This is a genomic window from Streptomyces antimicrobicus, from assembly GCF_020532625.1.
Taxonomy (GTDB): domain Bacteria; phylum Actinomycetota; class Actinomycetes; order Streptomycetales; family Streptomycetaceae; genus Streptomyces; species Streptomyces antimicrobicus.
On sequence record NZ_JAJAUY010000170.1, the window covers coordinates 1 to 11,748 of the forward strand.

The 11,748-nt window shown below is 74.3% G+C and carries 7 protein-coding genes; 6 read left to right on the forward strand and 1 reads right to left on the reverse strand.

Annotated features, from left to right (window positions below; all coding sequences use genetic code 11):
• Window positions 1–317: 317 nt before the first annotated feature.
• The 3 genes from LG632_RS27205 (at window position 318) to LG632_RS27215 (ending at window position 4,959) form a co-directional block, all read left to right on the forward strand.
• Window positions 318–2,603, forward strand: a complete 2,286-nt coding sequence (locus LG632_RS27205) for a HelD family protein (RefSeq protein WP_226730203.1) — start codon at window positions 318–320, stop codon at window positions 2,601–2,603.
• Window positions 2,604–2,669: 66 nt separating this feature from the next.
• Window positions 2,670–3,257 (forward strand): hypothetical protein, encoded by a 588-nt coding sequence (locus tag LG632_RS27210; RefSeq protein WP_226730204.1) that lies wholly within the window; start codon window positions 2,670–2,672, stop codon window positions 3,255–3,257.
• Window positions 3,258–3,399: 142 nt separating this feature from the next.
• Window positions 3,400–4,959, forward strand: coding sequence for an alpha/beta hydrolase (locus tag LG632_RS27215; protein ID WP_226730209.1), 1,560 nt, complete (start codon window positions 3,400–3,402; stop codon window positions 4,957–4,959).
• A gap of 77 nt (window positions 4,960–5,036) precedes the next feature.
• On the opposite strand, the gene LG632_RS27220 is transcribed toward LG632_RS27215, so the two are convergent.
• Complete coding sequence (locus LG632_RS27220; RefSeq protein ID WP_226730205.1) at window positions 5,037–5,888, reverse strand: caspase family protein; 852 nt, start codon at window positions 5,886–5,888, stop codon at window positions 5,037–5,039.
• A 190-nt stretch (window positions 5,889–6,078) separates the two neighbouring features.
• Here LG632_RS27220 and LG632_RS27225 point away from each other — a divergent pair, with 190 nt between their 5' ends.
• From LG632_RS27225 to LG632_RS27235, 3 genes are all read left to right on the forward strand, one after another.
• Window positions 6,079–6,957: a DNA/RNA non-specific endonuclease gene (locus LG632_RS27225; protein ID WP_226730206.1), complete on the forward strand. Its 879-nt coding sequence runs from the start codon at window positions 6,079–6,081 to the stop codon at window positions 6,955–6,957.
• 11 nt (window positions 6,958–6,968) lie between these two features.
• Complete coding sequence (locus tag LG632_RS27230) at window positions 6,969–7,961, forward strand: esterase/lipase family protein (protein WP_226730207.1); 993 nt, start codon at window positions 6,969–6,971, stop codon at window positions 7,959–7,961.
• Between the two features lie 63 nt (window positions 7,962–8,024).
• On the forward strand, window positions 8,025–11,748 hold a 3,724-nt coding region (locus LG632_RS27235; protein ID WP_226730208.1), incomplete at its 3' end, for an AAA family ATPase.

Genomic DNA, 11,748 nt, shown 5'->3' on the forward strand with positions numbered 1-11,748 from the left:
CGCCGGCGCGGTGGGCGGCGCGACCCTGGCGCTGCACCTGCTGGTGGCCCTGGGGGTCCTGGAGCCGCTGCCGGTGGCGTTCGGCGCGGCGTTCGCCTGGGCCGGGGCCGCCCTGGTGCTGGCGCCCGCCCTCACGGCGCTGCTGAGCCGCCCGGCGGACCGTACGGCGGCCTGACGGCAGCGCGACGCAAAAAGGAAATGCCCCGACCGATTGACGGTCGGGGCATTTCCCTGCGTATATTGAATGTTTCACGCACACGGGCATGCCGAAGTGCGCGAAAAGCTTATGGGGACACGATATCGCGTCAGGAGTGGCATTGTCAACCGAGGAATTCCGGAGCGAGCAGCAATTCGTCACGGCCCTCTACACCCGTCTCGACGACCTGCGCCAGAAGGCCGAACAGGCCGTCGCGCAGGCGCTGCGCGAGGTCGGCAACGGCGCACAGGCACGCCTGGAACGCGATGTCCTGGTCGCCGAACAATCCGGTCTGCTCTCCGCGCTGGATTCCGGTGAGAACGGCCTGTGCTTCGGCCGTCTGGAGTTCTCCGACGGCCGGGACCACCACATCGGCCGTATCGGTGTCCGCGAGGACGACGCCGAGCGCACCCCCCTGGTCCTGGACTGGCGGGCCGAGGTCGCCCGCCCGTTCTACCTCGCCACGGGCCACCACCCGATGGGGCTGCGCCGGCGCCGGCACATCACCACCCGGGGACGGCAGGTCACGGCCCTGCACGACGAGATCCTGGACCTGACCGACACCGAACGCACCGGCTACGAGGGCGCGGACGCGGACGCCGTGCTGCTCGCCGCGCTCGACGCGGCCCGCACCGGCCGCATGCACGACATCGTGGAGACCATCCAGGCCGAGCAGGACCGGATCATCCGCTCGCCGCACCGCGGGGTGCTGGTGGTCGAGGGCGGGCCCGGCACGGGCAAGACCGCCGTGGCGCTGCACCGGGCGGCCTACCTGCTGTACGCCCACCGCGAGCTGCTCGCGCGGCGCGGCGTGCTGATCGTCGGCCCGAACCCGGCCTTCCTCGGGTACATCGGCGAGGTGCTGCCCGCCCTCGGCGAGACCGGGGTGCTGCTCTCCTCCCCCGGAGAGCTCTTCCCCGGCGTGCACGCCACCGGCACCGACCGCCCGGGCGGCGCCGAGGTCAAGGGCCGCGCCGCGATGGCCGACGTCCTCGCGCGGGTCGTCGCGGACCGGCAGCTGCTGCCCGAGGAGGTGCCGGCGGGCACCGGCGAGGACACCGACGTGGTGCCCGAGCCGGCCCTGGAGATCGACCACGACGACTACGGGACCCTGCTGCTGGACCGGACGATGGCGTACGAGGCCCGGGACCACGCCCGGTCCACCGGCCTGCCGCACAACCTGGCCCGCCCGTACTTCGCCTTCCGGATCATCGACGCGCTCACCGAGCAGCTGACGGACCGGCTCGGCGCCGACCCGTACGGCGGCCCGAACCTGCTGGGCCCGGACGACGTCGCGCAGCTGGGCAAGGAGATCGCGACGAGCGGCCCGGTGCACGCCGCGATCGACTCGCTGTGGCCGCACCTGACCCCGCAGCAGCTGATCACCGACTTCCTGGAGGAGCCCACCCACCTCACCGACGCGGACGCCGACCTGATCCGCCGGGCGCCGGGCGGCGCGTGGACGCCCGCCGACGTGCCGCTGCTGGACGAGGCGGCCGAGCTGCTCGGCGTGGACGACACCGCCGAGCGCGCGGCGCGGGAGCGCGAGCGGCTGGAGCGGGTCGCCTACGCGCAGGGCGTGCTGGACCTGTCGGCGGGCTCGGAGAGCTTCGAGTTCGAGGACCAGGAGAACGAGTACCTCGCCGCGCACGACATCATCGACGCCGAGCGGATGGCCGAGCGGCACGAGGAGGCCGACCACCGCAGCACGGCGGAGCGGGCCGCGGCCGACCGCCGGTGGGCGTTCGGGCACGTCGTCGTCGACGAGGCGCAGGAGCTGTCGGCGATGGCGTGGCGGCTGCTGATGCGGCGCTGCCCGACCCGCTCGATGACGCTGGTCGGGGACCCGGCGCAGACCGGCGACGAGGCGGGCTGCGGATCCTGGCAGGCGATCTTGGAGCCGTACGTCGGCGACCGGTGGGAGCTGGTCCGGCTGGGCGTCAACTACCGCACGCCCGCCGAGATCATGGAGGTGGCGGCCGGGGTGCTGCGGGCGCACCACCCCGGTTTCGAGCCGCCGAGCTCGGTACGGTCCACCGGTGTGAAGCCGTGGGTGCGGGCCGCGCCGGACCTGGCGGGCGCGGTCGGCGAGGAGGTGCTGCGCCACCGACCGGCGGAGGGCCGGCTGGCGGTGATCGCACCGCGGCCGCTGCACGCGGAGCTGGCGCCTGCGCTGCCGGGCGTACGGGCGGGTGAGGAGCCGGACCTGACGCGGACCGTGGTGCTGCTGGACCCGCGGCAGGCCAAGGGGCTGGAGTTCGACACGGTGGTGGTCGTGGAGCCGGCCGACCAGGAGCCGAGCGACCTGTACGTGGCCCTGACCCGGGCCACGCAGGCCCTGGGCGTGGTCCATTCGGGCCGCCGCCCGCTGCCGGCGGGCCTGGACCGGCTGGTGGCCGTGGACTAGGGCGTCCGCCGGGGGCCGCCGGGAGCCGATACCCTCGGCGGCACATCTCGAAGGGGGAGGGACGCGATGGGAGCCGCGCGACTGCCGCGCCGTACGGCGCCGTGGGCGAGCGCGGGGGTGGCGGCGGTGGCCGTCGTGGCGGTGGTCTCCTGCGGCCGCTCCGCAGCCCCGGGCCCGGCCGGCGGCGCCGCCGGGCAGCCGCGCCCGACGCCGTCCGCCGCGGCGCAGTGGCCCTGCGCCCCGCGGACCGAGACCGGCCCGATCACCGTACGGTTCCCGGAGTTCGGGCCGCTCGCCGCGACCACCTGGTGCGGGACGACGCCGCCGTCCGGTTCCCGGCCGTCCGTGCCCGGTCCCACCGACGTCCGCCTGTTCGGTGTGCTGACGCCGGGCGACGCGGCGCGGGTGCGCGCGTACCTGGACGACCCGTCGTACGCGTTCGCGCCGAGCGCGCCCGAGCGCGTCCCGCAGGAGCTGCGCGGTTCGCTGCCGCAGGACGCGGTGTGGGTGTCGAGCCGGAAGCTCGACCGTCAGATCACCGGTGGCCGCTACGGCGGGCGCTTCCACCTCGACCGGACGTCGGGCCAGGTGGTCTTCGACTGCCTCGACCCGGTCGCCAAGGACGGGGCGGTTGCGCAGACACCCCCCAACTGAGGAGCCTTTTCGGACAGTTGTCTCCTTCTCTCCTCGTTCGTGAGGAGTAGGCGGAGCCCACCTCCGTGATGATTCGCGGCGCCGTTCCTTACCCCAGGGTGGGGATGTCCTGACATCAGCGAAAGGAACGGCTTTCGTGCGCATGCGACGATTCGCGCCGCTGCTCGCCGCGGGCGTCCTGGCGACCCTGGTCCCGGCCCTCGCGCCGGCCCAGGCGTCGGCCGCCGAGACGACCACCGCCCCCTCTTCGGACATCCTCCGGCAGAAGCCCGACTGGCAGCGCTGCGACCCCGAACTGAGCGCCGCCTACGAGTGCGCGACCGTCAAGGTCCCGCTCGACTACCGCAAGCCCAAGGGCGCCACCTTGGACGTGGCGATCTCCCGGATCAAGGCCGCCGACCCGGCGAAGCGGCACGGGGTGCTGCTGTCCAACCCCGGCGGCCCGGGCGGATCGGGGCTCGACATGCCCCTCCTGCTCGACGAGCACCTGCCGAAGGAGGTCCGCGAGCAGTACGACCTCATCGGCTTCGACCCGCGAGGCGTGGGCCGGAGCAGCCCGATCAGCTGCGGGCTGACGGACGCCGAGCAGAACTGGCTGCGGCCCTACAAGCCGGAGACGTTCACCGCCGACGTGGCGTGGGCGCGCTCGGTCGCCGACAAGTGCCGCCAGCAGGCCAAGGACGTGCTGCCGCACATCACCACCCGCAACACCGCCCGTGACATGGACGTGATCCGCGCGGTGCTGGGCGAGCGCAAGGTCTCCTACCTGGGCTACTCGTACGGCACGTACCTGGGCGCGGTGTTCACGGAGATGTTCCCGCAGCGCAGCGACCGCATCGTGCTGGACAGCGGGGTCGACCCGCAGCGGGCCTGGCGCGGCATGATCCAGGTCTGGGCGGAGGGCGCGGAGCCGGCCTTCCACCGGTGGACGCAGTGGACCGCCCAGCGCTCGGCCGAGTACGGGCTCGGCGACACCCCGGACGCGGTCTCGCGCACCTTCTGGGACCTGGTCGCGCGGGCCGACAAGGACCCGATCCCGTTCGAGGGCCAGAAGCTGACGGGCGACGACATCCGCTCCGCCCGGCCGTACTTCTTCTACCCCCAGCAGGCCGCGGAGCTCGTCAAGGCGCTCAAGGCGGCCGCCGAGGGCCGGCCGCCGGCCGGCTCGGTGCCGGAAGGGTTCCTGCGCGGCCGGGCCGGGGGGCCGGCCGCGGACAACAGCACCGCGGTGTTCCTGGCCGTGGTGTGCGGGGACACCGACGCCTGGCCGCGGGACCCGGAGCAGTACCGGCAGGACGCGGTCCGGGACAAGGCGCGCTACCCGCTGTTCGGGGACTTCGCCTCGAACATCATGCCGTGCGCGTTCTGGGACCGGCCGGCCGAGAAGGCCACGGCGGTCAACAACCGCACGCCCGTCCTGACCGTCCAGAACGAGTGGGACTCCCAGACGCCGCTGACCAGCGGCGAGGGGCTGCACCGCGCCCTGAAGGGTTCCCGGATGGTGCTCGCGGCCGGTGGTGAGGGCCACGGCGTGTACCTGTTCGACCCGGCGTCGTGCGCGAACGCCCCGGTCTCGGCGTACCTGGCCACGGGCCGGCTGCCGTACCAGGACATCACCTGCACCACGCCGCCCGCCGAGGGCGGCCGGCTGACGCAGCCGAAGCCGGCGCCGCCGTTCCCGGGGGCCCCGGACCGCTTCTGACGTCCGGTCGCCGGACCCCGCACCGTCCGTCCCGGGCGGTGCGGGGTCCGGCTCCCACCCGGTGCTCACCCGGGTGCTCACACGGTGAACGGCTTCTGCCGCAGGAAGGCGTCCGAGGGGGTGCCCGTGGTGTAGAAGTTGGGGCTCTGGATGGCCGGCATGTGCTTCTGGATGTCGCGGTGGAACTCGCGGTAGCCGCCGCGGAAGCCGCCGTTGTCCCACACCTTGAGGAGTTTCTCGGTGAACAGTCCGTTGACCGAGCCGTCGGAGGCCAACTGGTTGTCCTGGCAGGCGCCGATCAGCACCGCGTCCGCGGGCTTGCCGTTGCCCTTCTTCAGGCCGCGCTGGAGGTCCTCGAAGAAGGCGCGGTCGCGTTCGAGGATCTGCTCCTGCTTGTCCATCGGCATCACCCGTGCGGCGGCCTCGACCTGCTGCGGGGCGCTGGAGCCGAACTGCGTCTCCAGGGCCTGGGGGCTGAGCAGTTCCTGGACGGACTCGATGCTGGTGCCGCTGTGGCAGCAGTCGAGCACGGCGACGATCCGTACGCCCTGGTCGAAGGCCTGGAACTCCTTGTAGAGCTCGTCGTCGAGGAACTGGCGGTCGAAGAAGACCAGCGTCTCGTCCTTGCGGTCGGTCTCGACGTCCGCGTCGCCGGTGAGGTCGGGCATCTGGCCGCCGTGGCCCGAGTAGGTGAACAGCAGGATGTCACCGCTCTTCAGCTGTCCGGCGGCCTCGCGAAGCTGGGCGGTGATGTTGTCCACGGTCCCGTCGCGGGTCAGGATCAGGGTGTCGGAGAATCCGTTGGCGCGGGCGATCGCCGCCATGTCGCGGGCGTCGTTCTCGCAGGCCACGAGCCGGCCGTTCCAGCCGTCGTACCGGTCGGGGTCGACGCTGTTGAGGCCGATGTGCAGGGACAGACCCTTGGGCATGGGGGCTCCTTGTCGGGCGGGCCGGTCAGGGGGTCGACTGCATGGGTTCCTTGGCCGCCGCGCTCTGAACCAGGGGCGCGGGCACGCCGCCCGATCGGGCCTGCCGCCCGGGTTCCGGGGGGTGGCCGCTGTTCGGGTGGCCCCGCGCACCGCACCGTGAAGGATCCCCTCCGCGCGGTACTTCCATCCTATGAACGCAATTGAGTCCCCGCCGGACCTGGCGGCGCGTGCCGGTGCGCTCTCCGACCGCGCCGGCTACGACGAGGCCTTCCTCGGCCCGGTGATCCCGCTCCCGATGCCGACCTCGCCGGCCGTCGAGACGGTGCTCCTGCCCTACACGCACTTCAGCGTCGTCCACCGGCCCGACCGCCGGCTCGCCGCGGCCACCGCCGTGTGCATCGACGGGGCGCGGCTGCTGCCGGACGTGCCCCGCGAGGACAAGTGGGAGTTCGACCCGCGGCTGCCTGAGTCGCAGCAGGCCGGCAACGACATCTACCGCAACAACACCCTGGACCGCGGACACCTGGTCCGCCGGCTCGACCCGGTCTGGGGCGCCACCGCGGAGGCGAACCAGGCCAACAACGACACCTTCCACTACACCAACGCCGCCCCTCAGCAGGACGTCTTCAACCAGGGCAAGCAGCTCTGGCAGGGCCTGGAGAACTTCCTGCTGGACCACGCCGCCCAGTTCGACCGCAAGCTCACCGTCATGACCGGCCCGGTGCTGCACGAGTCCGACCCGCCCTACCGGGGCATCCAGGTCCCGCTGCGGTTCTGGAAGGTGGCCGCCTTCCTCCAGGGCGGCCGGTTGGCCTCCACGGGCTACATCCTGGACCAGAGCCCGGACCTCACGCGTGACTTCGAACGGGCCATGGCCGGCGCCCGGCCGGGCGACCCGCCGCCGCTCGGGCCCTTCCGCACCTTCCAGGTGCCCGTCTCCGACATCGTCGAGCTCACCGCCCTGGACTTCGGACCGCTGCCGGCCGCCGACCTGATGCCCGTCAGCCGGGCGCCGGTGGAGCGCTGGAAGCGGCTGGAGTCGCACGACGACATCGTCCTGGGGAAGTGACCGGGAGCGCGATGTCCGACGCCACGATCGTCTACGTCCACGGCAACGGCAACAAGGTCCGGCGCGAGCTGCTGAAGTCCCGCTGGGACCGCGCCCTGTTCGGCGCGGACCTCGGCCCCGCGTCGCGGATGGCCTACTGGGCCGCGCTCCGCTACGCCGAGCCGCTGCCCGACGACGGCGGCGCCGACCCGTCGGAGGGCGGCGCGCGGAACGAGCGGGAGCTGCCGGTGGCCGGCCTGCCCGAGACGCCGGAGGAGTTCGTCGAACGCACCCTGGGCGAGGTCCGCTCGTCGGCCGGGCCGGCCACCGGCCCGGCCACCGAAACGGCCGCCGGGTCCGCCGCCGGTCGGCGGGCCGGCGAGCCGGCCGGGGAGACCCGGCTGGCGCGCTGGCTGGCCCGGATGACGTACGCGGCGCAGACCCTGGACCGGGGCGAGGACGGCGGGCCCGCCCCGGCACCCGGGGAGGGGCAGCGGGTGCTGCCGCTGCCGCTGTTCCTGCGCTCGCCGGTCTTCAAGTCCCTGCTGCGGCACACCTACGAGGACGTCCACGCGTACTTCTTCGGCGGCTTCGGCGAGGCCATGCGGGAGACCGTCCGCGCCCAGCTCGCCGCGGCCGGTGGCGGTCCGCTCGTCGTGGTCGGGCACAGCCTCGGCACGATCATCGCCTACGAGGTGCTGCGCGAGGAGCGGCGCCGGGACGTCGACCTCTTCGTCACCGTCGGGTCCCCGCTCGGCATCACCGAGATCCAGGACCTGCTGGTGCGGCCGCCGGCCGTCCCGGCGTGCGTCAAGGCCTGGTGCAACGCCTCGGACCTGCGGGACCTGGTGGCACTGGACCACTGGCTGCGGGCCGAGTACCCGCCCCCGGCACGGGTCACCGACCACCTGGTGCGCAACGACAGCGCCAACCACCACGGGATCAGCGAGTACCTGGCCAGTGCCCCGGTCCAGTCGCAGGTCAGGGCGGTGTTCGGCCGCCTTGCAGGCGCTCCGGCCGGGTGAAACCATGACAGATATCAGGCCGTCCGTCCTCCCGCGCCGCAGCGGCGGCAGTGCAGGTGCGCTATGTCGCTCACCGATACCGAGTGGGACCTCGTCACCGAATGGGCCCGGGACCACCTGCTCCTCACCACGGAACCGGGTCCCCGGCTCAGGCAGTGGTTCGACGCCGAATTCGTGGGCCGGCTGCCGCTCGGTCCGCGGGCCGGTGAGAACGCCGTCGCCCTGGTCGAGGCGGTCCGCAACGAGGGCGTGGGCCTGCAGCTGGTGCTGCTCCAGGCGCTGTCCGGCCAGGACTCGCTGACCTCGTTGCCCGCGGGCAGCATGGTGCAGAGGTTCGAGAGGGAACTGGCCGAGGCCGCCCGGCTGGACCGTTCGCCCGAGGACCACTTCCTGACCACCGTCCTGAAGAACGGCGCCGAGGTGTTCCTCGACCGGGCCGATCTGCGCCGGAGCATCCGGGAATTCATCGAGGACCCCGACAAGACGGTCCTGGTGGTCGACGGCGAGCCCGACAGCGGGCGCTCGTACACCTACAGCTTCATCCGCCACCTGGGGGCCCACTGCGGGTTCCGCCCGGTGCGGGTGACGCTGGAGCGCACGTCGACGGCCCAGGAGGTGGTCCAGCGGCTGGCCGAGTACGTGGCCGACCCCCATCCGGCGGGGTCCCGCATCTCACCGTTGAACCCGACACAGTTGAACGATCCACTGCCCTCGCTCGGCAACGCCGTGCACCGCATCGTCAGCCAGGCCACCGCCGCGACCGAGCAGTTCTGGCTGGTCCTGGACGAGTGCGACAAGCTCGACGCCACCTCGGACGTCTGGGACTGCATCGGCAAACTGGCCCTGGCCGTCTACGAGCACACCCCGGTACGCCGCAGGTCCGCGCCCCGGCTGGTGCTGCTGGGCTACTCCCCCACCGTGCGGCAGCTGCCGTACGAGGTCGGCAAGAACGAGGTGCGGGACACCGCGCGGATCGCCGGGCCGGAGGACCTGCAGAAGTTCTTCCGGGAGTTCTTCGCCGCCACCCCGCCCCCCGGCGGCCAGGCCCCGGCCGGCCCGGAGCAGGTCGAGGCCCTGGTGGGCGCCGTCCTGCCGGCCGTGCTGGAGGCGAGCCGCGGTCCCGGCCCGGACTGCTACATGCGCAAGGTGTGCACGGCGGCCGAGGAGACCGTCCGGCTCTACCGCTCCCTGGGCCCGGGCGCGGACTTCACCGCGCGCCTGGGCGAGCGGCTGCGCCGCACCGCGGCCGCCCCCGGCCCGCCGCCGGTCCCCGACCTGCGGGCCGCCTACCGGGCCGCCGCCTGTCTGCTGACCCGGTTCACGCCCGCGACCCTAAGGCTGCCCGGCGAGGCGGAGCCCACCGGACGGGCCGACCTCGAACTGGTCGGGGACTGCCGGACCGTGGGCACCCGGGCCACCGTCGACTGGGTGCTCAAGCCCGCCGTCCGCGACACGGCGCTGCGCTCGCTCGCCGGTCCCGAGCAGGCGCGCCTCGCCCTGCGCGCCAACCTCGACCACGTCCCGCCCGGGCCCGGCCCCGAGCGGACCGCCCTGGCGTACCTGAGCGGCACTCCCCCGGACCTGGCGCAGCAGGGCGCCGAGGAGCTCGCCCACACCCTCCAGGCCGTCCTGTGGCTCGACCGGATCCCCGGCATCACCGGCATCCCCGACCCGGCGGAGGTCCAGCGGACGCTGGAACGGGCCCGGCTCGCGCAGCCGCTGGAGCGCCTGGTGCGCGACGCCTTCCAGGGCCGGACCGCCGAGCTGGCCGAGCTGCGCGCCTACCTCGGGCTGCCGGAGCACCGCCCCACCTGGCACGGCCGGCGGCTGCCGCTGCCCGAGCAGCCGCAGGCACCGGCCGCGGGCCCCGCGCCGGGCGCCGGCCTCGTGCCGCCGGTGCTGGTCCAGGGGCCGGGCGGGATCGGCAAGAGCACCCTGCTGGCCAAGCTCCTGCTGGACGCCGTACGGGACGTCCCCGGCGGCTTCCCGCACGCCTACGTCGACTTCGAGCGGCCCACCCTCTCGGTGCACGAGCCGGCCACCTTGATCGCCGAGATGGCCCGCCAGCTGGGCGTCCAGTACCCCGCGCACCGCTCGGAGTTCGACGTGCTGGCCCACGCGTGCGAGGAGGCCGCCGGCACCCACCGCGCCGAACAGGGCACCGTGGAGGAGCTCTACGCCCTGTCCACCACCCGGGGGACCGTGGCCCGGCGGACGTCCTCGGGGGTGCACCAGCTGGCGGCCGCCCGGGAGGCGGACCTCGCCCGGCGGCTGGGCGCCCTCGTGCTCCGGGTGGCACCGGGCCCGGCGGGCGGCGAGCCGCCGCCGCTGGTCGTCGTGATCGACTCCTTCGAGGAGGCCCAGTACACCGGTTCGCCCGCGCTGGGCCGGATGTGGGCCGTCTGGGCGGCCTTCCAGGACACCCACCCGCGGATGCGCAGCATCGTCTCCGGGCGGCTGGTGGACCACCCGGGGCGGCCGGTGCAGCCCCGCGTCATCGCACTGGGCGGCCTCGACCGCGCGGCCTCGGTGGCGCTGCTGACCTCCTGCGGGGTGCGGGACGCGCAGCTGGCCGGGACGCTCGCGGACCGGATCGGCGGGCATCCGCTCAGCCTCAAGCTCGCCGCGCGGGCCGTGGTGGAGGAGCAGGACCGGACCGGGGCGCCGAGCCGGCTGGTCGAGGACCTGGCGGCCGAGCAGCATCTGCTGCACTCGGTGGACCGGATGCTGGTCCAGGGGTTCCTGTACGAGCGGATCCTGCGGCACATCCCCGACCAGGACGTCCGCGCGCTGGCCCAGGCCGGCCTGGCGCTGCGCACCGTCACCCCGGAGCTGGTCCGCGAGGTCCTGGCCGGCGCCTGCGGTCTGGTCGTGCCCGACGCCGAGGAGGCCGAGCGGCTGTTCGGCGGACTGGCCCGGCTGGACCTCATGGAACCGGCCGGGCCCGGGGCCGTACGGCACCGCGCCGATCTGCGCTCGCTGACGCTGCGGCTGGCCGACCGGGACCGGACGGACCTGATGCGGGCCGTCGGGCAGCGGGCGGTGGCGTACTACGAAGCGCGCGAGGGCCCTCAGGCGCGGGCCGAGGAGATCTACCACCGGCTGCGGCTGGGCGAGAACCCGCGCGCGGTGGAGCGGCGCTGGCTGCCCGGCGTCGAACGGTTCCTCGCGGGCGCCGACCAGGACATGGCCGGCCGTTCCGCCGCCTACCTGTCCGGGCACCTCGGCGGGCACGCCCCGGCCGAGGTGCTGGCCGAGGCCGACCTGGAGGACTGGGAGAAGATCACCGCCCGCGAGGTCGAGGACCTCCTCGCCCAGGAGTACCCGCAGACCGCGGCGGAACGCCTGGCGGCCCGCAGGCCGTGGACGACCGGCAGCCCGCTGCACCCGCTGTGGGTGGAGACGCTGTCCCGGCTCGGCCGCCGCGGCGACGCCCGGGCCGCCGCCGACGAGGCGGCGTACCACGCCGCGGAGGCCGGGTTCCCCGACCTCCAGCTGGAGCTGCTGCTGCAGTCGGCGCGCCTCGCCGAGGAGGACGGCGACCGGGCGGCGGCCGAGCGGAGCCTGACCGTCGCCGAGCAGGTCGCCTCGGGCCTGGGCCGCGACTTCGAGGCGATGGGGGCGCTGCTGGCCCGGTCCCGGCTGGGCGGCACGGCGGGCCGGCGGGACCCGGAGGTCTCGGGCCGGCTCGCCGAGCGGCTGCGGCGGCTGCCGGACGAGCAGCTGGCCCGGCAGCCGGCGCTGGTGGGGGGGGGCCGCGCGGGGGGGGCCCCCGAGGGCCCCCGGG

Coding starts and splice junctions, on each gene's coding strand:
- LG632_RS27210 (WP_226730204.1), top strand. CDS start 2,670: ATGGGAGCCGCGCGACTGCCGCGCCGTACGGCGCCGTGGGCGAGCGCG.
- LG632_RS27215 (WP_226730209.1), top strand. CDS start 3,400: ATGCGACGATTCGCGCCGCTGCTCGCCGCGGGCGTCCTGGCGACCCTG.
- LG632_RS27220 (WP_226730205.1), bottom strand. CDS start 5,888: ATGCCCAAGGGTCTGTCCCTGCACATCGGCCTCAACAGCGTCGACCCC.
- LG632_RS27225 (WP_226730206.1), top strand. CDS start 6,079: ATGAACGCAATTGAGTCCCCGCCGGACCTGGCGGCGCGTGCCGGTGCG.
- LG632_RS27230 (WP_226730207.1), top strand. CDS start 6,969: ATGTCCGACGCCACGATCGTCTACGTCCACGGCAACGGCAACAAGGTC.